The organism is Rhodococcus sp. 05-2255-3B1 (assembly GCF_002258545.1).
GTDB lineage: Bacteria > Actinomycetota > Actinomycetes > Mycobacteriales > Mycobacteriaceae > Rhodococcoides.
On record NZ_NOZC01000027.1, the window covers coordinates 209,513 to 234,505 of the forward strand.

30 protein-coding genes are annotated in these 24,993 nt (G+C 64.1%); 17 read left to right on the forward strand and 13 right to left on the reverse strand.

The window, feature by feature from the left end; genetic code table 11:
* The first annotated feature begins 6 nt into the window (after positions 1 to 6).
* The gene (locus tag CH249_RS15690) at positions 7 to 1,392 is read left to right on the forward strand and encodes an ATP-binding protein (protein ID WP_094613808.1); all 1,386 of its coding nucleotides are present in this window, start codon (positions 7 to 9) and stop codon (positions 1,390 to 1,392) included.
* Positions 1,392 to 3,338, forward strand: coding sequence for a VWA domain-containing protein (locus CH249_RS15695; RefSeq protein WP_094683240.1), 1,947 nt, complete (start codon positions 1,392 to 1,394; stop codon positions 3,336 to 3,338). Before CH249_RS15690 ends, CH249_RS15695 begins: the two co-directional genes overlap by 1 nt.
* On the opposite strand, the gene CH249_RS15700 is transcribed toward CH249_RS15695, so the two are convergent.
* The 7 genes from CH249_RS15700 to rpmB all read right to left on the reverse strand — a co-directional run bounded on the left by CH249_RS15700 (position 3,339) and on the right by rpmB (position 6,443).
* Positions 3,339 to 3,911, reverse strand: coding sequence for a DUF1707 domain-containing protein (locus CH249_RS15700; protein WP_094683241.1), 573 nt, complete (start codon positions 3,909 to 3,911; stop codon positions 3,339 to 3,341).
* 25 nt (positions 3,912 to 3,936) lie between these two features.
* Entirely contained in the window at positions 3,937 to 4,401 is a 465-nt protein-coding gene (locus CH249_RS15705) for a hypothetical protein (protein WP_032395756.1), read from the reverse strand.
* A gap of 46 nt (positions 4,402 to 4,447) precedes the next feature.
* Positions 4,448 to 5,374 carry an AEC family transporter gene (locus CH249_RS15710; protein WP_094683242.1) on the reverse strand — a complete coding sequence of 309 codons (927 nt, stop codon included), beginning with the start codon at positions 5,372 to 5,374 and terminating at the stop codon, positions 4,448 to 4,450.
* Between the two features lie 85 nt (positions 5,375 to 5,459).
* Positions 5,460 to 5,714, reverse strand: a complete 255-nt coding sequence (gene rpsR, locus CH249_RS15715) for a 30S ribosomal protein S18 (RefSeq protein ID WP_008719028.1) — start codon at positions 5,712 to 5,714, stop codon at positions 5,460 to 5,462.
* A 16-nt stretch (positions 5,715 to 5,730) separates the two neighbouring features.
* Positions 5,731 to 6,036, reverse strand: a complete 306-nt coding sequence (gene rpsN, locus CH249_RS15720) for a 30S ribosomal protein S14 (RefSeq protein WP_045196459.1) — start codon at positions 6,034 to 6,036, stop codon at positions 5,731 to 5,733.
* Positions 6,037 to 6,039: 3 nt separating this feature from the next.
* Complete coding sequence (gene rpmG / locus CH249_RS15725; RefSeq protein WP_170944568.1) at positions 6,040 to 6,210, reverse strand: 50S ribosomal protein L33; 171 nt, start codon at positions 6,208 to 6,210, stop codon at positions 6,040 to 6,042.
* Positions 6,207 to 6,443 (reverse strand): 50S ribosomal protein L28, encoded by a 237-nt coding sequence (gene rpmB, locus CH249_RS15730; protein ID WP_094631225.1) that lies wholly within the window; start codon positions 6,441 to 6,443, stop codon positions 6,207 to 6,209. Before rpmB ends, rpmG begins: the two co-directional genes overlap by 4 nt.
* 137 nt (positions 6,444 to 6,580) lie before the next feature.
* Here rpmB and mrf point away from each other — a divergent pair, with 137 nt between their 5' ends.
* From mrf to CH249_RS15760, 6 genes are all read left to right on the forward strand, one after another.
* On the forward strand, positions 6,581 to 7,813 hold the full coding sequence (mrf, locus tag CH249_RS15735) for a ribosome hibernation factor-recruiting GTPase MRF (protein WP_094631287.1): 1,233 nt from the start codon (positions 6,581 to 6,583) through the stop codon (positions 7,811 to 7,813).
* Positions 7,810 to 8,070 carry a type B 50S ribosomal protein L31 gene (locus CH249_RS15740; RefSeq protein ID WP_032395752.1) on the forward strand — a complete coding sequence of 87 codons (261 nt, stop codon included), beginning with the start codon at positions 7,810 to 7,812 and terminating at the stop codon, positions 8,068 to 8,070. Before mrf ends, CH249_RS15740 begins: the two co-directional genes overlap by 4 nt.
* A 3-nt stretch (positions 8,071 to 8,073) precedes the next feature.
* Entirely contained in the window at positions 8,074 to 8,241 is a 168-nt protein-coding gene (rpmF, locus tag CH249_RS15745) for a 50S ribosomal protein L32 (RefSeq protein WP_094631227.1), read from the forward strand.
* 26 nt (positions 8,242 to 8,267) lie between these two features.
* Entirely contained in the window at positions 8,268 to 9,326 is a 1,059-nt protein-coding gene (locus CH249_RS15750; RefSeq protein ID WP_094683243.1) for a VIT1/CCC1 family protein, read from the forward strand.
* Positions 9,327 to 9,559: 233 nt separating this feature from the next.
* Positions 9,560 to 10,741, forward strand: a complete 1,182-nt coding sequence (locus tag CH249_RS15755; RefSeq protein WP_094683333.1) for an RtcB family protein — start codon at positions 9,560 to 9,562, stop codon at positions 10,739 to 10,741.
* A gap of 165 nt (positions 10,742 to 10,906) precedes the next feature.
* Positions 10,907 to 12,625 carry a metallophosphoesterase gene (locus CH249_RS15760; protein WP_094631229.1) on the forward strand — a complete coding sequence of 573 codons (1,719 nt, stop codon included), beginning with the start codon at positions 10,907 to 10,909 and terminating at the stop codon, positions 12,623 to 12,625.
* Positions 12,626 to 12,691: 66 nt separating this feature from the next.
* On the opposite strand, the gene CH249_RS15765 is transcribed toward CH249_RS15760, so the two are convergent.
* Positions 12,692 to 13,708, reverse strand: a complete 1,017-nt coding sequence (locus CH249_RS15765; RefSeq protein WP_032396242.1) for a magnesium and cobalt transport protein CorA — start codon at positions 13,706 to 13,708, stop codon at positions 12,692 to 12,694.
* Positions 13,709 to 13,934: 226 nt separating this feature from the next.
* On the reverse strand, positions 13,935 to 14,252 hold the full coding sequence (locus CH249_RS15770) for a PASTA domain-containing protein (protein ID WP_032395749.1): 318 nt from the start codon (positions 14,250 to 14,252) through the stop codon (positions 13,935 to 13,937).
* Between the two features lie 77 nt (positions 14,253 to 14,329).
* Here CH249_RS15770 and CH249_RS15775 point away from each other — a divergent pair, with 77 nt between their 5' ends.
* The 8 genes from CH249_RS15775 (at position 14,330) to CH249_RS15810 (ending at position 21,449) form a co-directional block, all read left to right on the forward strand.
* Positions 14,330 to 14,944 carry a trimeric intracellular cation channel family protein gene (locus CH249_RS15775; protein ID WP_032395748.1) on the forward strand — a complete coding sequence of 205 codons (615 nt, stop codon included), beginning with the start codon at positions 14,330 to 14,332 and terminating at the stop codon, positions 14,942 to 14,944.
* 56 nt (positions 14,945 to 15,000) lie between these two features.
* A complete protein-coding gene (locus CH249_RS15780; protein WP_032395747.1) occupies positions 15,001 to 15,687 on the forward strand; it encodes a response regulator transcription factor in 687 nt (228 codons plus the stop codon).
* Positions 15,687 to 17,138 (forward strand): HAMP domain-containing sensor histidine kinase, encoded by a 1,452-nt coding sequence (locus CH249_RS15785; protein ID WP_032395746.1) that lies wholly within the window; start codon positions 15,687 to 15,689, stop codon positions 17,136 to 17,138. Before CH249_RS15780 ends, CH249_RS15785 begins: the two co-directional genes overlap by 1 nt.
* 102 nt (positions 17,139 to 17,240) lie before the next feature.
* A complete protein-coding gene (locus CH249_RS15790; RefSeq protein WP_082322504.1) occupies positions 17,241 to 18,722 on the forward strand; it encodes a trypsin-like peptidase domain-containing protein in 1,482 nt (493 codons plus the stop codon).
* 89 nt (positions 18,723 to 18,811) lie between these two features.
* Complete coding sequence (locus CH249_RS15795; protein ID WP_037191958.1) at positions 18,812 to 19,309, forward strand: molybdenum cofactor biosynthesis protein B; 498 nt, start codon at positions 18,812 to 18,814, stop codon at positions 19,307 to 19,309.
* Positions 19,310 to 19,317: 8 nt separating this feature from the next.
* Positions 19,318 to 19,521 (forward strand): hypothetical protein, encoded by a 204-nt coding sequence (locus CH249_RS15800; protein WP_032395744.1) that lies wholly within the window; start codon positions 19,318 to 19,320, stop codon positions 19,519 to 19,521.
* A gap of 564 nt (positions 19,522 to 20,085) precedes the next feature.
* Positions 20,086 to 20,859 carry an MspA family porin gene (locus CH249_RS15805; RefSeq protein ID WP_094683244.1) on the forward strand — a complete coding sequence of 258 codons (774 nt, stop codon included), beginning with the start codon at positions 20,086 to 20,088 and terminating at the stop codon, positions 20,857 to 20,859.
* A 146-nt stretch (positions 20,860 to 21,005) separates the two neighbouring features.
* Positions 21,006 to 21,449 carry a hypothetical protein gene (locus tag CH249_RS15810; protein WP_094683245.1) on the forward strand — a complete coding sequence of 148 codons (444 nt, stop codon included), beginning with the start codon at positions 21,006 to 21,008 and terminating at the stop codon, positions 21,447 to 21,449.
* Positions 21,450 to 21,568: 119 nt separating this feature from the next.
* Here CH249_RS15810 and mscL read toward each other — a convergent pair whose 3' ends face one another.
* From mscL to CH249_RS15830, 4 genes are all read right to left on the reverse strand, one after another.
* The gene (gene mscL, locus CH249_RS15815) at positions 21,569 to 22,042 is read right to left on the reverse strand and encodes a large conductance mechanosensitive channel protein MscL (protein WP_045196436.1); all 474 of its coding nucleotides are present in this window, start codon (positions 22,040 to 22,042) and stop codon (positions 21,569 to 21,571) included.
* A gap of 43 nt (positions 22,043 to 22,085) precedes the next feature.
* Entirely contained in the window at positions 22,086 to 22,748 is a 663-nt protein-coding gene (locus tag CH249_RS15820; protein ID WP_094645636.1) for an SAF domain-containing protein, read from the reverse strand.
* An 89-nt stretch (positions 22,749 to 22,837) separates the two neighbouring features.
* The gene (locus tag CH249_RS15825) at positions 22,838 to 23,182 is read right to left on the reverse strand and encodes an FmdB family zinc ribbon protein (protein ID WP_032396238.1); all 345 of its coding nucleotides are present in this window, start codon (positions 23,180 to 23,182) and stop codon (positions 22,838 to 22,840) included.
* A 153-nt stretch (positions 23,183 to 23,335) separates the two neighbouring features.
* Positions 23,336 to 23,932, reverse strand: a complete 597-nt coding sequence (locus tag CH249_RS15830) for a 5-formyltetrahydrofolate cyclo-ligase (RefSeq protein WP_094683246.1) — start codon at positions 23,930 to 23,932, stop codon at positions 23,336 to 23,338.
* A 107-nt stretch (positions 23,933 to 24,039) separates the two neighbouring features.
* Between CH249_RS15830 and CH249_RS15835 the strand changes: the two genes are divergently transcribed.
* Entirely contained in the window at positions 24,040 to 24,993 is a 954-nt protein-coding gene (locus CH249_RS15835) for a UTP--glucose-1-phosphate uridylyltransferase (RefSeq protein ID WP_032395738.1), read from the forward strand.

A 24,993-nucleotide genomic window follows, 5' to 3' on the forward strand; every position in this document is an offset into this window, starting at 1 on the left:
GGAGAAGTGACCTCTACCAAACCTGGCATCTCCACACTCGGCGAACTCAAGGCATCCGGACATCGGCAGCGGTCGATCAAGGAAGAGTTGCGGGAAAATCTTCTGAAGGCATTGCGTGACGGCACCGATCCGTGGCCGGGGATCGTCGGTTTCGGATCGACGGTATTGCCGCAGTTCGAGCGCGCGATTCTGGCCGGTCACGATGTTGTGCTGCTCGGCGAGCGTGGTCAGGGCAAGACGCGTCTGCTGCGCACCCTGAATCTTCTGCTCGACGAGTGGGTGCCGGTGATCGCCGGAGCGGAACTGGGCGAGCATCCGTACGAGCCGATCACCCCCGCCAGCATCAGAAAAGCGAAGGAACTCGGCGACGACCTGCCCGTCGAGTGGCGGCATCGCAGTGAGCGGTACGCCGAGAAGCTCGCGACCCCGGATACCTCGGTGGCCGACCTCGTCGGCGACGTCGATCCCGTCAAGGTGGCGGAGGGCCGCAGCCTCGGCGATCCCGAGACCATTCACTTCGGGCTCGTTCCGCGCAGCCATCGCGGCATCGTGGCGATCAACGAGCTCCCCGACCTCGCCGAGCGCATTCAGGTGTCGCTGCTCAACGTCATGGAGGAGCGCGACATCCAGGTCCGCGGCTACACCCTGCGTCTGCCGCTGGACGTGATGCTGGTGGCGAGCGCGAACCCCGAGGATTACACCAATCGCGGACGCATCATCACCCCGCTCAAGGACCGTTTCGGCGCGGAGATCAGGACGCACTACCCCCTCGAGCTCGACGCCGAGGTGGCCGTCATCGACCAGGAAGCGGAGCTGCAGGCCACCGTTCCCACTTATCTGCTCGAGGTGCTGGCTCGATTCACCCGACTGCTGCGCGAGTCGCCGTCGGTGGATCAGCGGTCCGGCGTCTCTGCTCGCTTCGCCATAGCAGCGGCCGAAACCATCGCTGCCGCAGCCGTTCACCGGGCAGCGATACTCGGAGAGGCCGAGCCCGTGGCCCGGCCGGTCGACCTCGGCACCATCATCGAGGTGCTCCGCGGCAAGGTCGAATTCGAGTCGGGTGAGGAAGGCCGCGAAATCGAAGTCCTCGAGCACATGTTGCGCCGGGCGACTGCCGATACCGTCCGAGCCCACCTCGGCGGCATCAACCTCGCCGCTCTGGTGACGGCGATCGAGACGGGCGAGCCCATCGTCACCGGCGATCGCATCACCGCCAAGGCGTTGCTCGACGAGCTTCCCGACGTCGAGGTCATCGGCGACATCCACGAGCGGCTCAACGCCACCTCGGACGGCGAGAAGGCCGCCGCGGTCGAACTCGCACTCGAGGGTCTCTACCTCGCGCGCCGGATCTCCAAGGACCCCGACGACGACGGTCAGACGGTGTACAGCTGATGCGTCGCTCCAGATACGGGCGGTATCACGACGGGCCGGATCCCCTTGCGCCACCGGTGGATCTGCGAGAGGCGCTCGACGCCATCGGCGAGGACGTGCTCGAGGGTGCGTCGCCGCGTCGGGCGCTGCAGGAGATGCTGCGCCGCGGGACCAAGAACATGCGCGGGCTCGACGACCTGGCAGCCCAGGCCGCGAAGCGTCGACGAGACCTGTTGAAGAAGAACAACCTCGACGGCACGTTGCAGGAAGTGCGTGAGCTGCTGGACAAGGCAGTGCTCGAGGAACGCAAAGCATTGGCGCGCGCGCTCGACGACGACGCGCGGTTCCAGGAGATGCAGATCGGTGACCTGTCACCGTCCACAGCGCAAGCAGTGCAGGAGCTTTCGGACTACGACTGGCGCTCGTCGGAGGCACGCGAGAACTACGAGAAGATCAAGGATCTGCTCGGACGCGAGATGCTGGACCAGCGTTTCGCGGGCATGAAGCAGGCCCTCGAAGGTGCAACCGACGAGGACCGTCAGGCCATCAGCGAGATGCTGAAAGACCTCAACGAGTTGCTCGACGCCCACAACAAGGGCGAGGACACCGATGAGCAGTTCGAGCAGTTCATGGACAAGCACGGACAGCACTTCCCGGAGAATCCGTCGAGCGTCGAGGAGCTGTTGGACTCCCTGGCCCAGCGAGCCGCGGCCGCCCAGCGGCTCCGTAATTCGCTGAGTCCCGAGCAGCGGGCAGAGCTCGATGCGTTGGCGCAGCAGGCCTTCGGTGACTCGAACCTGTTGAGCCAGCTCGATCAGCTCGATCAGAATCTGCAGCAGGCCCGGCCCGGTGAGGACTGGGGCGGCTCGCAGAACTTCCGCGGCGAGAACGGGATGGGACTCGGCGACGGCACCGGTGCACTCCAGGACATCGCGGACCTCGAGAACCTGGGGAATCAACTCTCACAGCAGTACAACGGGGCTGCCCTGGACGACATCGACGCCGATGCGTTGCTGAAGCAACTGGTCCCGGAAGCCGCGGCCGATGCGCGGATGCTCTCCGAGCTCGAAAAGGCGCTGCAGCAACAGGGTTTCATGGACAAGGGTGCCGACGGTCAATGGCGTCTGTCGCCGAAGGCGATGCGGCAGTTGGGGCAGTCGGCACTGAAGGATGTGGCGGGAAAGCTGTCCCGACGCGGCGGCGAGCGAGACACGCGCAAGGCAGGCGCGATGGGTGAGCCCACCGGTGCGTCGCGGGCGTGGGAGTTCGGTGACACCGAGCCGTGGGACGTCACTCGCACGGTCAACAATGCAGTACTGCGATCAGCGGCAACAGGATCCGGTTTCCCGGTGCAGTTGCAGGTGACCGATGTCGAGATCAGCGAGACCGAGACGCGAACGCAGGCTGCCGTGGCACTGCTGGTCGACACGTCGTTCTCGATGGTGATGGACGGTCGATGGGTGCCCATGAAGCGCACAGCACTTGCACTCAATCACCTGGTGAGCACTCGATTTCGCGGAGACGATCTGCAACTGATCGGATTCGGCAGGCACGCACAGACATTGACGGCCTCCGAGCTGGCCGGGTTGGACGGTGCCTACGACCAGGGCACCAATCTGCACCACGCTCTGATGCTTGCGGTTCGGCATCTGCGACGTCATCCCAATGCGCAACCGGTGGTGCTGATCGTGACCGACGGTGAGCCGACGGCGCACCTCGAGCCCGACGGCCACGCGTACTTCGACTATCCGCCGTCGTCGAAGACCCTCGGGTTGACCGTCCGCGAACTCGATACCGTCGCCAAACTGGGTGCGCAGGTGACGATCTTCCGGCTCGGCGACGATCCAGGCCTCGCGCGAGTGGTCGACAAGATGGCCGAGCGGGTGGGCGGACGCGTCATCGCGCCGGATCTCGACGGACTCGGTGCCGCGGTGGTGACCGACTACCTCAAGCGTCGGCGATCGTAGCTACTTCTCCGCTGCCTTGATCTCCACCGACACGCCACCCCAGAAGGCGAAACCGGTGATGATCACGCGCGGAGCGCCGGGGTGCGTCGCGCTGACGTGTTCGAAGCCGCCCATGATGCCCATGCCGCGGACTTCGACGCTCACTCCGGGTGGCACGGTGACCTCGATGCCGCCCATGATGGCGACGCAGTTGATGGTGGTTTCTTCGGCGGCGAACGACGCGCGGCGTAGGTCGAGTTCGATACCGCCCCAGAAGGCGAACGCGTCGATGCGCGCCGCGGGGGTCCACTGTCCTTTCCGCACGGCACCGCTCATGATCGCGATCACGCGGTCGTTCGAGGAGCCACCGGGCGGTGCGGCCGCAGGGGGAGGGGAGAGAACCAGGTCACCGGTCAGCAGGTCGAGTTCTCCGTAGGTCTTCGCCTGGTACACCGCGGCGGTGCGCTCGTCGTATTCGCTCATGGTCAGTTGGCCGTTCGCGAAAGCGTCGCTCAGCAACTGCGCGACGAGGTTCCTGTCCGCATCGGCTGCGCGAATCCGGCTCCGATCTCGGTCGGGGAGATGATCGCTCACTGGCCGGACACTACCGAAGCCTGGGTCAGGCCGCATTCAGGATGGTGCGGCTCCCGAGCGGTGACGCGAGAGTTATCTGCATGGTGGCGTAGACGGCAACCATGATGCAGGACTTGTCCGCGGCATCGGGCCGGGTGCCGGTACGCAGTTCGATGGTGACGGTGGTGTCGGTCTCGGTGACCGACGCGTCGGCTCCGTAGCACTCGGGAGTGCCGGTGACGAAGTGGACCGCGATGGTGTTGGGGGAGATCTGGCTCCACGACTCGAACGGGGTGGTGGTGGCGCGGATCAGATCGGCCGTCGGCTCGAACATCGTGCCGACGTCGCCGACGGGCACCTCGTGCGGAACCGGAGGGGCGCTGGGTTGCTGGGCGAACCCCACTGGGGAGGTGGAACCGACTGTCGGGGTTGTGTCCTCGTCGCCACCGGAGGCGGTGCTGCAGCCGACCAGCAGCAGGCACAACATGACACCTGCAGCGAGAAACCTCATGAATCCAACGTAGCGCCGGGAGCTGAGGAGAACCTTTGTGTTCGGCTCATGCGAGGAAGACCGTCACGAGCGCTATGGCGGGGATCGAGACGAGTGTGGTCACGAACGCGGTGTCTCGGGCGAGCACAACACCGCGCTGGTAGCGGCTGGCGAAGACGAACACGTTCTGCGCTGTCGGTAGTGCCGACACCACGACGATGGCGAACAGATCGTGCCCGTCCAGACCGAAGACGAACCGGGCCATGAGGTAGCCGAGCAGGGGCTGGAGTGCCATCTTGAAGACGGTGGCCAGAGCGACGTCCCGCCGCGGGCTGATGCCCTTCTGCAGCACCCGGGCACCGTAGAGGGACAGGCCGAAGGCGAGCAACGCGCCGGGGACCGACGCATTCCCGACGAGTTGGAACGGCTGCATCAGTGCCTCGGGCAGCTCGAGTCCGGTAATCGACAGCACCAGTCCCGCTGCGCCGGCCAACACGATCGGGTTCCGGAACGGCGTCGTGACGGTCTTGAACAGGGAAACCTCGTCGACCTTGGTGGAGATGTCGAGAATCGTCACCGCGATCGGGGTGTAGATCATGATCTGGAACAGCAGCAGAGGAGCCACGAAGTTCGCGTCGCCCAGTACGAACACGGCGATCGGGATGCCCAGGTTGGCGGCGTTGACGTACGAACTAGCCAGTGCGCCGACGGTCGCGTCGGGCACGGTCCGTTTCAGGGCGAGCTTGGCTATGACGAAATAGATCGCTCCGACGAGCAGTGCCGTGGAACCGGCGACGGCCAACACGGGCGAGAGGATGACCGACAGGTCCGAGTTCGCCAACGTGACGAACAGCAACGCAGGGGTCGCGACGAAGAAGACGAGACGGCTGAGGACGAACTGGCCGTGCTCGCCGAGCACCTTCAAGTGGGCGAGGAGGTAGCCCAGGGCGATGACGACGAAGATGACGGTGAAGCCCTCGAGGACGCCGGACATCTACGGACTGCTCATCTCTGGATCGGGAACGACAGAGAGGCCACGTAGCCGATGGCTACGTGGCCTCTCCGAAAGAAAGTGTGGATCAGCGGCTGGTGAACGGCAGCAATGCCATTTCACGAGCGTTCTTCACTGCGACAGCGACCTGGCGCTGCTGCTGCGGGGTGAGCCCGGTGACCCGACGGCTGCGGATTTTGCCGCGGTCCGAGATGAACTGACGAAGGAGGTTGATGTCCTTGTAGTCCACCGTGGTCACCTTGGCGGCGTTCAACGGGTTCTTCTTCGGTCGACGGCCTGCCTCTGCGCGGACCTTCTTCGACGGTGCTCTCTTGACTGCCATCTGAAACCTTTTCCCTTTACCAGCTCGACTTGTGGACGCCTGGCAGTTCCCCGCGGTGAGCCATCTCGCGCATTTTCACGCGGGACAGCCCGAATTTCCGAAGGTAACCGCGCGGACGTCCATCCGCAGCGTCACGATTGCGTAATCGTACCGGACTCGAATCGCGCGGCAGACGCTGCAGTGCTGCTCGAGCCTGCGCACGCTCGGAGTCGCTGCTCGAGGGCTTGCGGATGGTCTCTTTGAGCTCCGCTCGACGCGTTGCCCACCGGGCGACGACGATCTTGCGTTGCTCGTTCTTCGCGATCTTCGACTTCTTCGCCACTGTCTACCGCTCCTCTCGGAAATCCACGTGCTTGCGCACGACCGGGTCGTACTTCTTCATCACCAGTCGGTCGGGATCGTTGCGACGGTTCTTGCGGGTGACGTAGGTGTAGCCGGTACCGGCGGTCGACTTCAGCTTGACGATCGGACGAACGTCCGTGCTCTTGCCCATCAGATCTTCTCCCCGCGTGCGCGCAGTCTTGCCACCACGGCGTCGATGCCGTCGCGGTCGATGGTCTTGATGCCCTTGGTCGAGAGCGTGAGGGTGACGCGTCGGCCCAGGCTCGGCGCGTAGTAGGTCTTGCGCTGGATGTTCGGGTCCCACCTGCGGCTGGTTCGCACGTGAGAGTGCGAGACCGATTTTCCGAATCCGGGGGTGCGGCCGGTGACTTGGCAGTGCGCTGACATGAGCACTCCTTTCTTGCCGTTATGACAATCGTTTTCGACAAAGCGTGTTCTCGAATGTAGCGTGCATTCGCAGGTAATGACAATCGTTGTCGAGAAGAAGGGTGCTCGTGAACAACTCACCGGACGATCGAACCCCGATGGTCCTCGTCTCCGGCTGGACCGGAGCCATGGACGCGGTCGTGACATCACTGCTCGCGCCGGGCACCGTCGCGGTCCGCCACGATCTGAGCCGCGTCGCCGAAGGAGTCGTGCGTCGCACACTGTCCGTACTGGGGGAGGAACCGCGCGAGAGCATTCTGGAGCTGGCGCACGGCTGCGTCTCGTGCACCCTTCGGGAGGATCTACTGCCACTGTTGCGGGCACTGTCGACGCGCAGCAACGTCGATCGCATCGTGCTCGCCATGGACCCCGCGCTCGAGCCCGAGGCACTGTGCTGGGCCGTGGACAACGTCGTCGTTGCGGGTGTCGTCGGGCAGATCGACGGCCCGGCCTCGCGTGACGTCCGCATCGAGGCAGTGATCGACTGCCTCGACGCCGCAACCTGGTTGGCCGACGCCACCGGCGACGACGCGTTGGCCGACCGAGGCGTCGTCGCCAGTGGCGACGACGATCGAACCGTCGCGCAGTTGGTGGTCGGTCAGGTCGACTACGCCGATGCACTCGTCGTGACCGCAGGTTCCGACGTCGACGCGTGGGAACGCGCCCGACTCGCTGCAGTCCTGGCGCGGTTGGCCCCGAATGCTCCCGTCGTCTGGGTGTCCCAGGACGCACTGGTCGATGCCCCGGCACTTCTCGCGAGTGTCCCTGCCGATGCACGACGCGGTGCGATCAGCGACGCGCACTCACCGCTGTTGCGCGGACAGCCGCCACTGACCGTCGATTGCGGCATCACCCTGGTCGAGTTCACCGCCACGCGGCCGTTCCATCCCGAGCGGTTCCACGAGGCGATCGACGTATTGCTCGACGGCGTCGTCACCGCACGGGGGCGGGCGTGGGTGGCCACTCAGCCCGACGAAGCTCTGTGGATCGAATCGGCAGGCGGCGGCCTTCGCGTCGCCAGCGCCGGAAAGTGGCTTGCCGCAATGACTCCGGAGCAGCAGGACCGCGTCGACGCCACCCGTCGGGCAATGTCGGCGCTGCGGTGGGACGAGAAGTTCGGTGATCGAGACACGTCGCTGGTCATCCTCGTCCACGAGGCCGACCCCACCGAGATCGACCGAACCCTGCAGTGGGCGTTGGTGTCCGACGACGAAATGGCAGACCCTGCGGCCTGGTCCGCCTGGAACGACCCATTCGGTCAGTGGCACGAAGACCCCTGCGAGAGCAGCGAATCCCCGTACGCAGAACAATCACGAGAGGCAACAGAATGAAACCAGGAATCCACCCCGACTACCACCCGGTCGTGTTCCAGGACTCGAGTACCGGCAACAAGTTCCTCACCAGATCCACCGTCACGTCCGCCCGCGAGACCGAGTGGGAAGACGGCAACACCTACCCGCTGATCGTCGTCGACGTCTCGTCGGAATCACACCCGTTCTGGACCGGAGCCGCCCGCGTGATGGACACCCAGGGACGCGTCGAGAAGTTCGAGAAGCGATACGGCCGACGAAGCCGAAAGGACTCCTGAATCATGGCTGTTCCGAAGAGAAAGATGTCGCGCTCGAACACTCGGAGCCGTCGCGCGCAATGGAAAGCCGTTGCTCCTGATCTGGTGACCGTGCGTTTTCAGGGCCAAGAGTTCAGGGTGCCGCGGAGATTGGTCAAAGCAGTGCAGACCGGGGTGTACGACCCGAGCTGACTCGCTACGGGTCTATCTTCACTTTCATGAACGATGGACCCAGTGCGCGAGATGTGAAGCGGTGGCGCCAGTACCTCGCCGACGAGCGAGCCGAGGCCGCCGTCTATCGCGATCTGGCAGGCCGACGGACCGGCGAGGAGCGCGAGATCCTGCTCGCACTCGCCGATGCGGAGGGCCGCCACGAGCAGCATTGGCGAAATCTGCTCGGTGATCGGGTCGGAATGCCGCTCAAAGGTGACATCCGCACTCGCATCCTCGGGGTGTTGGCACGTCGCTTCGGTTCGGTGTTCGTACTCGCGCTGGCCCAACGAGCGGAAACCCGTTCGCCGTACGCCACCGACACCGACGCGACGGAGGCGATGACGGCCGACGAGCAGATCCACGCGGAGGTCATCAGGGCACTGGCGGCCCGCGGCCGCAATCGATTGTCCGGAACGTTCCGGGCCGCGGTGTTCGGTGCCAACGACGGACTGGTGAGCAACCTCGCTCTCGTTCTGGGTATCAGCGGCTCCGGGGTGTCCAATCAGATCGTCCTGGTCACCGGCCTCGCGGGACTGCTCGCCGGCGCGCTGTCGATGGGGGCGGGCGAATACGTCTCTGTCCGTTCACAACGCGAGTTGCTCGAGGCGTCGTCGCCGGACAGTGGGGCGCGCGATGCCGTTCAACACCTCGACGTGGACGCCAACGAACTGGCCCTGGTCTACCGAGCCCGAGGGATGACCCACCAGGAGGCCGACGCCAAAGCGGCGGAAGTGCTGCGGTCGCTTCCCGCCGAGGAGATGGCCCCCGAGGTGGACCAGCACGAGTCGATCGGTACGGGGCTGGGTGCGGCGGCAGCCAGCTTCTGCTTCTTCGCCTCCGGAGCCGTCATCCCGGTACTGCCGTACCTGTTCGGCCTCGAAGGCTATGTGGCCCTTGCTGTTGCGGCCGTCCTCGTCGGACTCGCGTTGATCTGCACCGGCCTGGTGGTGGGACTGCTCAGCGGTGGACCGCCCGTCAAACGTGCACTGCGCCAACTCGCCATCGGCTACGGCGCGGCCGGAGCGACGTATCTGTTGGGCTTGGCATTCGGTGGGGGTGTGTAGGGCCCGGCGTTCTGAGTAATTCGCTCGCGTGGACGAGGGATCGATCGATAGGGTTCCGGTCATGCGTGCAACCGTTCTGTCCGGTGCCGCTCTCGACACGAGAGTCGGTGTGAGCCTTGTGCTGCGCGCGCATTCACCGGAGCGATGCGCCGCTTTTTGCGGCAAACAAGCTCGGCTCGTGAATCGACCCATCGAATAGCGCCCTCTTGTGCAAGGGGGCAGGAAGGAACATCATGCCCCCGAACAAGGTGGGCTTGCGTTTGCTCAATTGGGCTTCACAGCTCGAGGACAAGACTCTCGAGCAGGCCCGTGAAACATCGTCGATGCCGTTCGTGCATCCGCACGTCGCGCTGATGCCCGACGCTCACAGCGGTATGGGAAGCGCAGTGGGAACGGTGATTCCTACGCTGGGCGCTGTCATTCCGGCCGCCGTCGGCGTCGACATAGGTTGCGGAATGATCGGCGTACGAACAGAATTCACACTCGACGACGTCGACGGCCGTAATCTGACTGACCTGCGACTCGCCATCGAGGCAAGCATCCCGCTGTCGCCGGGCAACTACAACGTCGGCGTCGACCGGTGGAATTTCACCGCTCCGAAGCTACTCGAACTCGAGGAGTTGGCGGCCACGGACGGTGTCGAGCTGAATCATTCACCGCAGTGGCGCGAGCAGCTCGGTTCGTTAGGCGGCGGCAACCATTACATCGAACTGTGCCTCGACGAAACCGATCGGGTATGGCTGTTTCTGCACAGTGGGTCGAGGGGCGTCGGCAACAAGATCGCCAAGAAGCACATCGCGATCGCACAGCGATTGTGCGCGCAGTGGTGGATTCCGTTGCCCAACACGGACCTGGCATACCTGCCCGAGAGCTCCCGTGAATTCGGGCAGTACCTCCGAGAATTGAAGTGGGCGCAGCGGTTCGCATACCTGAACAGGGCCGAGATGATGGACCGGTTCAGTGCGGTATTCGCCGAGTGGATGGGAACCGACGACCATCGCGAGGTCGAACGGATCAATTGCCATCACAACTACACGGTGAAGGAGAACCACTTTCAGAAGGACGTGTGGCTCACCCGAAAGGGCGCGGTCGACGCACACGAGGGTGTCAAGGCGATCATTCCCGGGTCGATGGGAACTCGTTCGTACGTGGTCGTCGGCAAGGGCTCGAAGGCGGGGTTGTGCTCGGCGCCTCACGGTGCCGGTCGACAGTTCTCTCGGACCGAGGCCAGGAAGCGGTTCACTCACGAGAACCTGCGGGAGCGGATGGTAGGGATCGAATTTCGCGACAGTGCAGACTTCATCGACGAGATTCCCGACGCCTACAAGCCGATCGATGTCGTGATGGAGGACGCCCGCGACCTGGTGAGCATCGAGCACGAACTGCGGCAGATCCTCAACGTCAAGGGGACCTAGATCGACCTCCCGTCGTGCATGGAAATTCGTAGTGGGTTACGAAGATCCGTGCACGACGGGATTGTCCGCGTTCGTCCCGTTGTGCATCGGTGTTCTCGTGTTGTTCACCCAACAACTTCGCTTGGTTAACGGATAGAGAGAGAGCGTCACCGTCACCATCGAGGAATGACGCTCAATCCCGCAGGCGAAACCGTCGCGACCGGAATCCCGGGCACGCTCGCCGAGAACATGACCATGGCCGAGCAGCACGATTGGCATCGGTCGTTCCTGCGGCGGCACCCCGTCAGCCGACGCAACTTCCTGGTGGGAGCCGCCGCGACGGCCGCCGCGGTAGGCGTCGGGAACTCAGTGTTCGCGCGAACCGCGTACGCGCAGGACGCCCCGCTGGCCGTGGCCGGACGGCACATGGGCTTCGGAAACGACCCGGCGACGCAACTGCGGTTCTCGGCACAGCTTTCGAGGAACCCAGGGCTCACCGGTGTCTTCCTCGATCACGGCCCCACGCCCGCACTCGGCGCTACGACGTCGGCCGAGGTGCGCAACCTGATCAGTCAGGTTCCGCAGACCGACGGCGGAATTCTGTCGGCGGAGCAGTACTACGTACATGTGCCGGTCGACAATCTGACGCCGAAGTTGCCGCACTACTACCGCTGGCGCACCGCCGACGGCTTCGTCAGTGACATTCGGAGTGCGTCCCCGGCCCTGCCGACCGGTCGCATCGCACCGTTCCGGTTCACGATGATGGGCGATCAGGGCGTAGACGAAACACCCTCGCAGCCGCCAGGTTTGGTTGCCGGCGACTACGACGACCAGTACTACAAGGCGGACAACGAGCCGTCGGTCAAGCATGCGCGCAACATCAATCGGCAGATCGAGGCCTCGCACCCGGACTTCCACATCCTCGCCGGCGACATCGCGTACGCGGACCCGTCGGGTGCCGGTCTGCCGCCGCAGTTCGCGAAGCACGGTCAGACCCCACCGAAGGGATTCGACAAATTCAACCCGTTCGTCTGGGACGGCTATTTCCAGGCGATCGAGGCCAGTGCATCGACCGCGCCGTGGTTGTTCGCCACCGGTAACCACGACATGGAAGCGCTGTACAGCCCCAACGGCTACGGCGGACATGCCGCGCGGCTCGATCAGCCGACCAACGGACCCAAGGGATGCCCGTCGGCGTACTCGTTCGTCTACGGCAACACTGCCGTTCTCTCGCTAGACGCGAACGACGTCAGCTACGAGATCAAGGCCAACACCGGTTACAGCGGTGGAGCCCAGAACACCTGGGTGGAACAGACATTGGCGAAGTACCGTGCAGATCCGAACATCGACTTCATCGTCTGCTTCTTCCACCACTGCGCGTATTCGACCACGTCGACGCACGCGAGCGACGGCGGCGTCCGCGACGCGTGGGTTGCGCTGTTCGACAAGTACCAGGTGGACGTAGTGCTTCAAGCCCACAATCACGTCTTCGAGCGCACCGATCCCATTCGTGGCAACCGTGCGACGCGGGTCGCCGGTGACAACGCCACGGTCAACGGAAAGACCGACGGCACCGTGTATTACACAGTCGGCGGTGGTGGTCGTCCACGCTATACGTTCCAGGACGGTGAGGGCGTGAGCTACCGCGGCAACGAGTTGCCCGACACGGCAGTTCCGAACAGTTACGTATGGGCGCCGGACGGCACCAAGTCGGCCGAGTCCATCACCTGGTCTCGGGTGCGATTCCTCAACTACTCGTTCGTCAGAGTCGATGTGGTGCCGGGTATTCCGGGCATCACCGCCAGCAGGATGACGATCGGTGCAATCGACGAATACGGTAACGAGTTCGACCGTCTGACGTTCGAGCGAGACATCCCTGTTGGTCCGGTGTTCGGTTCGTCCTAGTGCCGGCGGCAGTGGTGTGGCTGAGTGCCGTGGAGGGCACCTAACCGCACCACTGTGCGGAGCGCACTACAACCACTTCTGACGCTTGAACACCACGAACAGTGCAGTGGAGCAGATCACCATGGCGATCAGAGCCATCGGATAGCCGAGCTGCCACGTCAGTTCCGGCATGTCCTCGAAGTTCATACCGTAGATGGCGGCGATCAGCGAGGGCGCGAAAAGTATTGCGCCCCAGGATGAAATCCGTTTGACCTGTTCGTTCTGCTCCAGGCTGGCCACCGTCATGTTGCGCATCTCCTCGTTCTGCTGCTGCGCAACGATGGTCGAGTGCACGGTCAACGCATTCTGCAGGTTGGAGCGGAAGGACTCGATGCGGTCGGACACGCGGATCGCGTGATCGTGCACGTCGCGCAGGTATCGCTGCAGTTCCACGTCGACGTTGTACTTGTCCGAACCGCGCTTGAGTGATTCGATCATTTCGACGAGGGGCTTTGCGGCACGGTCGAATTCGGACACCTCACGGAGCAGTGAGTAGATGCGACGCGATACCGACGGGTCGCCGGTGAACAGCTGATCCTCGATCTCGTCGATGTCGTTCTGCAGTCCGGTCACCACCGGGACGTACTCGTCGACCACTTGATCGAGGATGCCGTAGAGAATTGCCTCGGGGCCGAGTTGGAGCAGTTCGGGAGATCCTTCGAGCCGCTTGCGCACCATTGCCAGATCGGGGGATTCGGCATGGCGAATGGTGACGACGAAATCGGGTCCGAGGAATATGTGCAATTCGCCGAATTCGACCTTTTCGGTCTCGTCGATGTATCGAGCGGGTCGGAGAACGACGAATAGTTGCTCGGCGTACCGTTCCAGTTTCGGTCGCTGATGGGCTGCAATGGCATCTTCCACGGCTAGGCGGTGCAGACCGAACTCGCCTGCTACAGCATTGATTTCGCTGATCTCGGGGCGGTACAGGCCGATCCAGGCCATGCCGTGCCGCTCGCGCATCAACTCGAACGTGATGTCGAGGCTCTCGGGATTGGCAGTGCGTTTGCCGTCGACGTAGACGGCATTGTCGATGATCGGCACCTATTCGTTCACCTCGGCTCGAGAAGGAAATGTGCCGGACGGCATCACGACCGAGACTATCTCCTGCGAAAATGGGGCGGTGTTTTTCGGCGCAGCCATCACCGCGGGTGCGACGCCGATCACGACGCCGCATCCCTCATCGGCCGCCGGTTGTCACGCTCAGGTGGCAGACCCCAACGGGGTGATCCGGGAATCTGCCACAACTCGAGGTGGCCGTGCGGCTGGTCTAGTCGCTTATGACGATCACTTTGATCTCCGCGTTCTCGCTGACCTTCACCCCGACCGGGAAGTTGAGGCCGATCACGCGGGCGTCGGGGCGGTCGTAATTGACGGTGACGTTGTCGAAGCCTGCGTCCTCCAGGGCCGCGATGGCCGCAGATTGGGACATTCCGATCACGTCTGGAATTCTTTCGCGATCCGGAGCAGCTTGAGCGACTGCGCCGCCACCGAGCGCGATGGCTCCCGTCAATGCAACAGTGGCGACGGCTTTCTTGAATTCGATACGCATGATGTTCTCCTCGGGTGAGCCGGAATCTTCGAACACGACGGTGCCCCTCAATTCTAGGTCCGACCTCGGGTTTTGCTGTGAGGTTTCTGTCAGCACCATGACATGCTGATCCGATGCTTCTCGACGTACTCGGATTGATCGGTATCGCGGCCTTTGCGGCGTCGGGGGCGTTGATCGGAGTGCATCGCCGGTTGGATCTGTTCGGGGTCTGCGTCGTCGGAATCACGACGGGCATCGGCGGCGGAATCATTCGCGATCTGCTGCTCGGCATCCACCCACCGACGTCACTGGACACGTGGCCGAACCTCACGGTCGGCTTGTTCGCCTCGCTGGTCGTGTTCGTTGCGCACCGACAGATGGGCAAGGTCCGGCGCGGTGTTCTGGTGCTCGACGCCTTCGGGATGGGACTGTTCGCATCGACCGGTGCGACGATCGCGTTGGCTGCCGGCGGTAGCGCGTTGGCGGGAGCTCTCATCGGCACCACGACGGCGGTGGCAGGCGGCGTGATCCGAGACGTGCTGGTCAACGAAGTTCCCCTGCTGCTGCATCGGGACCTGTATGCCCTGCCGGCCATGCTCGGTGCGACGGCCGTCGTGTTGGCCGATGCCGCGACCCTGCCGGAGAACGTGGGTCTGGTCGCGGGAACCCTGCTCGCGACGGGGTTGCGCCTGCTCGCGCTGTGGCGAAAGTGGAACCTCCCGCTGGCGAAGCACCTACCGACGCTCTAGGTCGCTATCCGCACCCCTCTCAGACATATCTCAGTCGACCAGGACAAACTGTACGAATGCGGATATTGGTGGTCGACGACGATCGGGCAGTGCGTGAGTCGCTGCGCAGGTCGCTGACATTCAACGGGTACACCGTGGACCTGGCGGTCGACGGGCTCGACGCGCTCGAGCAGGTCGCGGCGGCACGTCCCGACGCCCTGGTGCTCGACGTGATGATGCCTCGCCTCGACGGCCTGGAGGTGTGCCGTCGATTGCGCAGTGTCGGTGACGACCTGCCGATTCTGGTGTTGACGGCACGGGACTCGGTGTCCGAGCGTGTCGCCGGCCTCGACGCCGGTGCCGACGACTACCTGCCCAAGCCGTTCGCGCTCGAGGAGCTGCTGGCTCGCCTGCGCGCACTGCTTCGGCGTACCGCGATGGAAGCGGGCATCGACTCGGAGACCATGACGTTCGCGGACCTGTCGTTGGACCCGGTCACTCGTGAGGTCTCGCGCGCCGAACGCTCGATAAGCCTCACCCGGACCGAATTCTCGTTGCTCGAAATGCTGATGACCAATCCGCGTCGAGTCCTCACCAGAAGTCGCATCCTCGAGGAAGTCTGGGGTTACGACTTCCCGACGTCGGGCAACGCGCTCGAGGTGTACGTCGGGTACCTGCGGCGCAAGACCGAGGCGGAGGGGGAGTCGCGGCTGATCCACACCGTTCGCGGTGTCGGGTACGTCCTGCGCGAGACGCCCCCGTGATGGTCGCTTCGTTCGGGCGCAAGTCGGCCGACAATGTCGGCTCCTCGCCGACGGCGATGCGGCCACCGATGCCACTGACACGGTCGGTGTCGCTGCGGTGGCGAGTGACCTTGCTCGCGGCCTCCGTCGTCGCAATTGCGGTGGCGGTCATGGCCATTGCCGCGTACACGGTGGTATCCCGAGCACTGTACGGCGATGTGGACACTCAATTGCGTTCGCGTGCTTCGGCTCTGGCGGAGTCCAGTCTGGTGTCCTACGACCCGCGGTTCGTCGCTGGAGCAACGTTGTACAGCACCGATGTCAGTGTCGCGCTGATCTATCCGGACATGTCCAGCTACAACCCGCCCGGGCCCAAGGTGCCGATCGGCGATGCCGAACTCGCTGTGGTGAGCGGAGAGCAGGAATCGTCGCTACGCACACTCGACGATCAGCGGGTACTGGCACTACGCACCAAGGACGGCAGCACTCTCGTCGTCGCACAGAGACTACTGCCGACCGGAAAAGTACTCGACCGTCTGGCGTGGGTGCTGCTGATCGTCGGTGCCTGCGGCGTGGTGCTGGCGGCGGGAGCAGGTATGGCCGTGGGGCGCACCGGTTTACGTCCGATCGCCCGACTGACCGCGGCTGCCGAACGGGTGGCACGCACCGACGACCTGACGCCGATCCCGGTGACCGGCGACGACGAGTTGGCGCGTCTGACCGAGAGTTTCAACACGATGCTCCGGGCACTGGCCGAATCTCGCGGCAGGCAGAGCAGATTGGTCGCCGACGCGGGCCACGAACTTCGCACCCCGTTGACTTCGCTGCGGACCAACATGGAGTTGCTCATCGCGGCGGGACGCCCAGGAGCGCCGTCCATCCCGGACGAGGACATGGCCGAGTTGCGGACCGACGTGGTGGCGCAGATTCAGGAATTGTCCACCTTGGTCGGTGATTTGGTCGATCTGGCGCGAGAGGACGCGCCGGAGACGGTGTTCGAGCGAGTCGATCTAGCCGATGCCGTCGAACGCAGTCTCGAACGAGCACGCCGCCGTCGCAACGAGATCGACTTCGAAGCGACGTTGATGCCGTGGTTCGTCTACGGCGATCAAGCAGGACTCTCGAGAGCCGTGCTGAATGTGCTCGACAACGCGGCCAAATGGAGTCCCAGCGGTGGTGAGGTGCGAATCGCGATGCGGCAGATCGGCGATGGCCTGCTGGAATTGACGGTCGACGACGCGGGCCCCGGTATCCCCGAGGAAGATCGCGAGCTGGTGTTCGAGCGCTTCTATCGCTCGACGGCGTCGCGTTCGATGCCCGGATCCGGTCTGGGACTTGCCATCGTGCGGCAAGTGGTCGTCAAGCACGGCGGCACCATCGGAGTGGAGGTGTCCGAGCGGGGCGGCGCGCTGATACGAATCGTGTTGCCCGGCGAGGGTGCTCCTGATCCCACCACACTCTCGGCAAACTGATAGCCGGATCTCAGCGCGCTCTCAGTCCCGCCCTGCACAGTGAGTAGCAAGAAGGCGGGCGGACCTCGGATACCGAGGTCTCTACTGAAGGAAGCAGCAACGATGAGCGACGACCGTAACGAATCCGAACAGAGCGGACAGGGTGCCGGTGGCGAGCAGCATCCGGCGGACCGGGCTTCGCGCGGCGACGAGCAGAACTACTCGGCCCAGCAGCATCCGACTCAGCAGCATCCGACTCAGCAGTTCCCGCCGCAGCAGGGTTACCCCCAGCAGTACGCCGGCTACGGACAGGGGGCCTACCAGCCCGGCTACGGCCCGTACGGTCAGCAGGGCGATCCGCAGCACACCCAGGCTCATCACGCACAGCCCCAGCACGTTGCGCCGCAGTCCGATTCGGCACCGACTGCGGTGAAGTCCCGCCCGGGTAGGTCGGTACTGGTGGCCGGAGCCATCGCGCTCGTTCTGGTCGGTGGCGGAATCGGCGGTGCGGTCGGTGCGATCGCCACAAACAATGCCAACGGCAATGGCGGGGGAGTGACCAACTCACTGAACTCCACGGTCACTGCAGCTCAGCCTGCCGCCAATTTCCCCGACGGCTCGATCCAGGCAGTAGCGAACAAGGTTCTGCCGAGCGTCGTGCAGATTCAGGTGAAGGGCTCCCAGGAAGAGGGTGAGGGCTCTGGCGTCATTCTCAGCAGCGACGGCCTGATCCTGACCAACAATCACGTCGCGACGGGTGCGGGTGCCAACGGCAAGCTCACCGTCGCGTTCTCGGACGGATCGGTGGCCGACGCGACGATCGTCGGTGCCGACTCGGTCTCGGACATGGCCGTCATCAAGGCCGAGGGCAAGTCGAACCTGACGCCGATCGAACTCGGATCGTCCTCGAACCTCGAAGTGGGCCAGCAGGTCATCGCGATCGGCTCCCCTCTGGGCCTGGCCGGCACGGTCACTACGGGCATCGTCTCCTCGCTGAACCGGCCCGTGTCGACGTCCGGCGAGTCCGGCAATCAGAACTCGGTGATCGACGCCATCCAGACCGACGCTGCGATCAACCCGGGTAACTCCGGGGGCGCACTCGTCAACACCGACGGACAGCTGATCGGCATCAACACTGCGATAGCCACGCTCGGCGGAAGTCAGGGGTCCGCGCAGAGCGGCTCCATCGGGCTCGGGTTCGCCATCCCGGTGGATCAGGCCAAGCGCATCGCCGACGAATTGACCACGACGGGCAAGGCGACCCAGGCCATGATCGGCGTTCAGGTGCCGTCGCAGGACGACGCCAACGGAGCAACCGTCGTCGAGGTCACCGAGGGAGGACCGGCAGCAGCTGCGGGCATACCGAAGGGTGCGGTGATCACCAAGGTCGACGATCGCATCGTCGCCAGCGGTGACGCGTTGATCGCAGCGGTGCGGTCACACGCACCGGGCGATTCGGTCACCATCACCTACACCGACGGCGGCAGCGAGAAGACCGCGACCGTGACGCTCGGCACCGCCGAGCCCGCAGCGGCGCAGCCACAGACTCAGCAGCAGGAACAGCAATTGCCGTTCCAGGTCCCGTCGTTCCCCGGTGGTCGCTGATGTTCGGAGAAGCGGGCAGACAGAGCACGGTTGCAACGATTTACGCACAGCGTGAGCCGGGTGGAGGCCTTACTACTACGGTGAGCGGTATGGAACTCGACGCACCACTGGCAGGGCGCGCGTTGGTCGTCATCGTTGACGACCGAACAGCGCACAGCACCGAGAAGGATTCGAAGGGCCCACTCGTCACGGAGCTGCTGACCGAGGCAGGCTTTCTGGTCGACGGTGTCGTCGCAGTGACGGCGGACGAAGTGGACGTGCGCAACGCACTCAACACCGCGGTGATCGGCGGCGTCGATCTGGTGGTCTCCATCGGTGGCACGGGCGTCTCACCGCGCGATGTCACTCCGGACGTCACCGCGGAGGTCCTCGACCGTGAGATTCCGGGCATCAGTGAGGCACTGCGATCGTCGGGGCTGGCAGCAGGTTCGTTGGACGCAGGTCTGTCCCGCGGGCTGGTCGGTGTGTCCGGAAGCACCCTGGTGGTGAATCTGGCCTCGTCGCGGGCTGCGATTCGAGACGGAATGGCGACGCTGACGCCACTGGCGAGTCAGGTCATCGCCGAGCTGTCTGGATTGGACGCATAGCGATACCCATGAGCGACGAGCCGAACGACGATCGATCGGCCGAAGACGACGCGAGCCGGGCCCGAGCAGAACGGGCCCGGCTCGCTCGCATCTTCGGTGAGGTGCTGCCGGAGACGACCGGAGACGAACGGGGTGAGGGTTCGGGTGTCGAGAACGGCGGGTCGGCGTCGGACGAATGGTTGAAGCAACAGCGACCACCCCATTACTTCTGATGTGATCCACGACACATTTATTTGGCCTGAATGACAGGTCTGTTAGTTACTCGTTTACCTGCCGTTAGCGACGCGCGACCGGGGTACGGGTGGTTGGGGGACCGCACTGCTTCCGCTCAGTGTGGCGTGAGAAGTGACGATTCGCCCGTAACGGGCGGGCCGGTCCGAGCGTCTTCCCACATCAGAGCGGTTTTGCGGATTTGCGCAATGTGTAACGGTTTGGTCACGTAACCGGATAGTGTGACGCGCATTACCACCTAATGGGGTGTGAAAGTTGTTCACGCCGTTGAAACACATCACGCCGAGGCAACGATGTGGTCCCGATCGTAGGGATTGTCACGATCGGGCAACTCCTCTAATGTTCCCCTCAGCTTCCAGAGGCCAGAGCGTGGGACCAACCGGTTCCGCGCTCTTGACCTCGGAACAGTGTGATCAAGGATGTGGCCTTCGCGGCTACATCCGGCTCGGGCTCGCACACATCGTTGAGTGCGATCTAGTTCGAGGGTGAAAGCCACAAGCTTCCCCGTGCGACACCGCGCTGGGACTGAACATGATGAGGAATAAATGACGGAGATCCAGAAGTCGCGGCGCAGCCGGGGACTCAAGTCCATGAGCGTTGCAGTTGCTGCCAGCGCTTCGGTAGTCGGCCTGGTGCTCGGTACCGGAACGGCTTCCGCCGCAGTCGACAGCTCCAACTCGATCGTCGACGCCGACGGCAACACCGTGACGGTGACGCTGTCCGACACCTTCATCAACGGTGTTGCTCCGCTCGACGGCAGCCCGCTCACCCGTGAGTGGTTCGCCAACGGCCGGGCTTCCTACGACGTCCAGGGCCCCTCGGCCGACGACTTCGAAGGCACCCTCAAGATCGGTTACCAGATCGGCTACCCGCTGAGCCTCAACGGTGGAGTCACCGTCGAGTGGTCTTCGCCTTCGGCCGAGTTCAACCTCGGTTCGGGCAACGAGTCCTCCGTCACCGGCACGTTCCCGCTGGACGGCACTGCTCCGAGCGTCGGACCGCTCACCGGCACCGGCACCTCCACCAGCGGCCTCGACGTCGGCGTTCAGCTGATCCCGCAGGCCACCGGCACGATCGCACTGACCAACGGCCCCGGCGTCGTCCAGTCCGAGAGCGCATACGCAGTGCTCAACGAAGAGGCCGACATCACCTCTTCCGAGGGTGACGCAGCAGGCACCAGCGGATCCATCCAGGTCGCGAACCTGCACGGCACCGCTACCGGCATCCTGGGCAACGTCACGATCCGTCCGTACGTTTCGCTGACCAGCGCAACGGGCGACACGGCCATCACCTACGGCGTCCCGGTTCGCCTCAACTGATTTCCGAATCGGTTGTAGCTCGGTGACGTAACGTCACCTGCTGAAATTCGAGACAAGTTCAGGCCCGTACGGATAACTCCGTACGGGCCTGAACTATGTTCTGCACAGAAGTAGTTCGACGTACACAGAGAGGCACTGAACCGAAGATGCACTCGAAAGCCCGTTTCACGGTCGTCGCCGCGGGAGCGCTCGTTGCTCTCGGCCTCGCCGCCGGTTGTAGCAGCGACGAGTCCGCGGCCTCCGGCGAGAACACGGATGTCTGCAATACCTTTGCCGCCGACCACAACGCGTTCGTCGGACTGGCGGCAGCAGGACCCGGATCGGCCGAGAACATCGACAAGTGGACCGCCGACAAGCAGGCAGCTGTCGACAAGCTGAAGGCGCTGCCCGGCACCGCCTCCGGTGATGTCGCCAGTTCGTTGACGACATTCGTCGATGCGTTGCCCGCGGATACGCTGGAGCTCTCGACCACCGACAGTGAGTCCGGCAAGGCCTTCGTCGACAACGGGGCGGCAGTTGCCTCGGCGTGCGAGGCAGACGGCACGACGATCACGCTCGACGCGCTTCCGCTCTCGACGTTCACCAACTGAGTGGGGCCGGCCGTGTCTCGGCTCTCCCCCCTGAACGAATGAATGCGCCATTCACGCTGTCAGACAGCGTGAATGGCGCATTCATTCGATAGGGGACCCGACTGGCTCGGGTGCGCGAATCAGTCCTTGGAGTGCTTGCCGAGATCCGGTGCCGCGTCGATTGCCTCGCCGCTACCGCCGGTGGTGTCGGCTGAAGTCGAAAGCTTCTGTCCCGCTTCGGTTCCCCCCGCGAGGATGTCGCGAATCTGAACCAGCACGTCGACGTCGCTCAGTTCCTTCTCCGGCTGACTGACGAAGCGCTTCTTGGCCGTGTTCACCGGGAGAATCAGTACGAAGTAGACCACTGCCGCGATGATGACGAAATTGATGACCGCGGTGATGACTGCGCCGACGTTGACGAACGATTCCGGCGACGACGTGATCTGAAACCCGAAGCCGTATTCGTTGCTGCCACCGAGCGCTGCGACAAGGGGGTTGATGACGTTCGTCGTGAATGCGGTGACGATGGCGGTGAAAGCCGCGCCGACGACGACCGCGACTGCGAGATCCACGACATTGCCGCGGAGTAGAAAGTCCTTGAAGCCCTTCAGCATGAGCCCTTCTCCCAACGTTCGGTTTGTTCTGTCTCGACAGACGTTAGTGCAGGGTGACGGTGATTGCGCTGACCAACGAGGCGGCCGCAACCGTTGTTGCATCGTTCGTCGGTAGAGCCAGTAGTACGACGCGGTCTCGCTGCCTGCTGCCACCGGCGTCGGCGGAGACGAGCACGACCATCGCTCCCGACGCGAGAACCCGGGCCGCGGGGACTGCATCGGGGTTCTCCTGAGACTCGACCGTCAACACGTCGACGCGGTCGCCTTCCCGCAGCAGGTCGGTCACCGCGGCATCGGCCAGATGCACCGGTACGACGCGTGCCTCGGTCCCCAGGGCCGTCGTGGCGGTCCGAGATCCGAGTAGGCGTACGTCGGTGAGCAATTCACCCGACCGGACCGGTCCGGTGAGTGTTCGACCGTTCACGGCCTCGGACTCGACGAGTGCGCCCTCGGGGACGTTCGCCCGGTCCCACTCGGCCGCCGCCACATCGGCGGAGGTGAGTACGGTGCCGGGTGTCAGGTCGCGTCCGGCCGTGATCACTCGTACTCGGTCGTCACCGGCGGTGTCGTCGACGAACAGAACGGCGGCAACGGCGACCAGAACTCCCGCTGCGATCCGTCTGAATTTCGTGGATCCGACCCACGCCGGACGCACGGTGATGCGATCGAGCAGCGTCGAGTCGAGTCGATTCTTGCCGGCAGCCATGGCCGAAACGCTATCGGTGGCCGTTCCGGTACAGGCACCGAAAAGGCCGGGCTGTGGATAACGGCCCGGCCTGTGGATGAAGCGGAAAGCTACTGGCTGGCAGCAGCTTTCGTGGTGGACGAGGAAGACGAAGAGTTCGACGACGACGAATCGGAAGATTTCTTCTCCGCGGGCTTGGACTCGGACTTCGAGTCCGACTTCGCAGCGGCCGCATCGGACTTCTTCTCGCCCGCGCCCTCGCTGGAGGTGCCCCCGCCGCCGCGGCTGTCGGTGCGGTAGAAGCCGCTGCCCTTGAAGACGATGCCGACGGAGTTGAACAGCTTGCGGAGCTTGCCCGAGCACGCGGGGCACACCGTCAGTGTGTCGTCGGTGAAGGACTGAACGATGTCGAAGCGGTTGTCGCACTCGGTGCATGCGTATGAGTAAGTGGGCATCGTGTTTCCTCCGCGCTGGTCACCGAGGAAATTCGCCACTCTGCTGGCCGAGGCCGAACACCGCCGGTGTCTTGTCTGTTCGTCGAAACTGTCGAAACTGGGGAGAGCATTAGCACTCTACAGTCAGGAGTGCCAACGAATCGAATCGTAGCGTTATTCCGTACCCAAGCGTAGGAGTCCGCTGCCGGGGGTCAACACGTGCGTCACCGGTCTGTCGTGCGGCTCGGCGGGTAGGCGATCGACCACTTCGCTCTCGCGCACCACCGCGACCAGCATTGCGTCGGGTCTGCACAGGTCGAGGGTGCGGTCGTAGAAGCCCGCGCCTCGGCCCAACCTGGTTCCGCGCCGGTCCACGGCCAGCGCGGGGATCAACACCAGTGAGCAACCCGACACCGCGTCGGGATCGAGCGTCGGCCCCGACGGTTCCAACAGCCCGAACGGGGCCGTCACCAACGACTCACGTCCGGCGTACCGAGCCCAGCGCAACGGACCCGGCTCGTGCGCACTCGGAAGCAGAACGGTCGACCCGGCCGCGGCCATCGCGTCGAGCATCTCGACCGAACCGGGCTCCCGGCCGACGGGAACGTATGCGGCGACCACCGAGTGTTCGGCCGCCAATTCGCCCAGGACGTGACAGAGTGCAGAGGACTCCATTGCGCGTTGCGCACCGTCGAGCAGTCGGCGTTCGGCGAGAACATACTTTCGCCATCGATCCTTGGACGTGTTCTCCGTGAAATCGGGAACGGTCACAACGATTCGTCCTCCCTTCCTGTGCTGTCGTTCAACGATATGCACTCGGGGGTAAAACGCGGCACACGGCAAGCAGATCACCAGAAACCATGGATAGGGTGAGCACCATGACAGAAGCCGTTACAGCGACGACCGCCGCCACGCCCGTGCATTTCCGCACGGCCATCGTTCCCGCAGCGGGCATGGGTACCCGGTTCCTGCCGGCCACGAAAACCGTTCCGAAAGAACTGCTTCCGGTGGTCGACACTCCCGGTATCGAGCTCGTCGCAGGCGAAGCAGCAGATTCCGGCGCGCAGCGACTCGTGATCGTCACGTCCCCCGGCAAGGACGGCGTCGTCGCCCACTTCGTCGAGGACCTCGTCCTCGAGAACAAGCTCGAGGCCAGCGGCAAGCTCGAGATGCTCGAGAAGGTTCGAGTTGCCCCCGGTCTGCTCGACGTCCAATCGGTCATTCAGCACGAGCCGCTCGGACTCGGACATGCCGTCGCCTGTGCCGAAGAAGTCCTCGACGACGACGAGGATTCCGTTGCCGTTCTGCTTCCCGACGATCTCGTGATGCCCCGCGGTGTGCTCGACGTCATGGCCCGCGTGCGCGCCAAGCGCGGAGGCTCGGTGCTGTGCGCCATCGAGGTCCCCGACGACAAGGTCTCCTCCTACGGCGTCTTCTCTGTCGAGATCGTGCCCGACGCGGTCAACCCGAACGTCCTCAAGGTCACCGGTATGGTCGAGAAGCCCAAGCGGGAGGACGCCCCGTCCAACCTCGCTGCCGCGGGCCGCTATCTGCTCGACCGCGCGATCTTCGACGCCCTGCGCCGGATAAAGCCCGGTGCAGGCGGCGAGCTGCAGCTGACCGACGCCATTGCGCTGCTCATCGAAGAAGGCCATCCCGTGCACGTGGTGGTGCACCGTGGATCGAGACACGACCTCGGAAATCCCGGGGGATACCTGCGCGCTGCGGTTGACTTTGCTCTACAACGTGACGACTACGGTCCGGCGCTGCGCGAATGGCTGAACGAACGCTTGAGCGACAGCTGGGCACCGGAACTGACCACGTACGAATAG

Bases quoted from the DNA above. Each gene is read 5' to 3' on its own strand.
- CH249_RS15760 (WP_094631229.1), top strand. From the start codon at position 10,907: ATGACGCTCAATCCCGCAGGCGAAACCGTCGCGACCGGAATCCCGGGC.
- CH249_RS15750 (WP_094683243.1), top strand. From the start codon at position 8,268: ATGAACGATGGACCCAGTGCGCGAGATGTGAAGCGGTGGCGCCAGTAC.
- CH249_RS15695 (WP_094683240.1), top strand. From the start codon at position 1,392: ATGCGTCGCTCCAGATACGGGCGGTATCACGACGGGCCGGATCCCCTT.
- mrf (WP_094631287.1), top strand. From the start codon at position 6,581: ATGGTCCTCGTCTCCGGCTGGACCGGAGCCATGGACGCGGTCGTGACA.
- CH249_RS15790 (WP_082322504.1), top strand. From the start codon at position 17,241: ATGAGCGACGACCGTAACGAATCCGAACAGAGCGGACAGGGTGCCGGT.
- CH249_RS15820 (WP_094645636.1), bottom strand. From the start codon at position 22,748: ATGGCTGCCGGCAAGAATCGACTCGACTCGACGCTGCTCGATCGCATC.
- rpmF (WP_094631227.1), top strand. From the start codon at position 8,074: ATGGCTGTTCCGAAGAGAAAGATGTCGCGCTCGAACACTCGGAGCCGT.
- CH249_RS15825 (WP_032396238.1), bottom strand. From the start codon at position 23,182: ATGCCCACTTACTCATACGCATGCACCGAGTGCGACAACCGCTTCGAC.
- mscL (WP_045196436.1), bottom strand. From the start codon at position 22,042: ATGCTGAAGGGCTTCAAGGACTTTCTACTCCGCGGCAATGTCGTGGAT.
- CH249_RS15775 (WP_032395748.1), top strand. From the start codon at position 14,330: ATGCTTCTCGACGTACTCGGATTGATCGGTATCGCGGCCTTTGCGGCG.
- CH249_RS15705 (WP_032395756.1), bottom strand. From the start codon at position 4,401: ATGAGGTTTCTCGCTGCAGGTGTCATGTTGTGCCTGCTGCTGGTCGGC.
- CH249_RS15785 (WP_032395746.1), top strand. From the start codon at position 15,687: ATGGTCGCTTCGTTCGGGCGCAAGTCGGCCGACAATGTCGGCTCCTCG.
- CH249_RS15810 (WP_094683245.1), top strand. From the start codon at position 21,006: ATGCACTCGAAAGCCCGTTTCACGGTCGTCGCCGCGGGAGCGCTCGTT.
- CH249_RS15835 (WP_032395738.1), top strand. From the start codon at position 24,040: ATGACAGAAGCCGTTACAGCGACGACCGCCGCCACGCCCGTGCATTTC.
- CH249_RS15800 (WP_032395744.1), top strand. From the start codon at position 19,318: ATGAGCGACGAGCCGAACGACGATCGATCGGCCGAAGACGACGCGAGC.
- CH249_RS15755 (WP_094683333.1), top strand. From the start codon at position 9,560: ATGCCCCCGAACAAGGTGGGCTTGCGTTTGCTCAATTGGGCTTCACAG.
- CH249_RS15740 (WP_032395752.1), top strand. From the start codon at position 7,810: ATGAAACCAGGAATCCACCCCGACTACCACCCGGTCGTGTTCCAGGAC.
- rpsR (WP_008719028.1), bottom strand. From the start codon at position 5,714: ATGGCAGTCAAGAGAGCACCGTCGAAGAAGGTCCGCGCAGAGGCAGGC.
- CH249_RS15805 (WP_094683244.1), top strand. From the start codon at position 20,086: ATGACGGAGATCCAGAAGTCGCGGCGCAGCCGGGGACTCAAGTCCATG.
- CH249_RS15780 (WP_032395747.1), top strand. From the start codon at position 15,001: ATGCGGATATTGGTGGTCGACGACGATCGGGCAGTGCGTGAGTCGCTG.
- CH249_RS15795 (WP_037191958.1), top strand. From the start codon at position 18,812: ATGGAACTCGACGCACCACTGGCAGGGCGCGCGTTGGTCGTCATCGTT.
- CH249_RS15710 (WP_094683242.1), bottom strand. From the start codon at position 5,374: ATGTCCGGCGTCCTCGAGGGCTTCACCGTCATCTTCGTCGTCATCGCC.
- rpmB (WP_094631225.1), bottom strand. From the start codon at position 6,443: ATGTCAGCGCACTGCCAAGTCACCGGCCGCACCCCCGGATTCGGAAAA.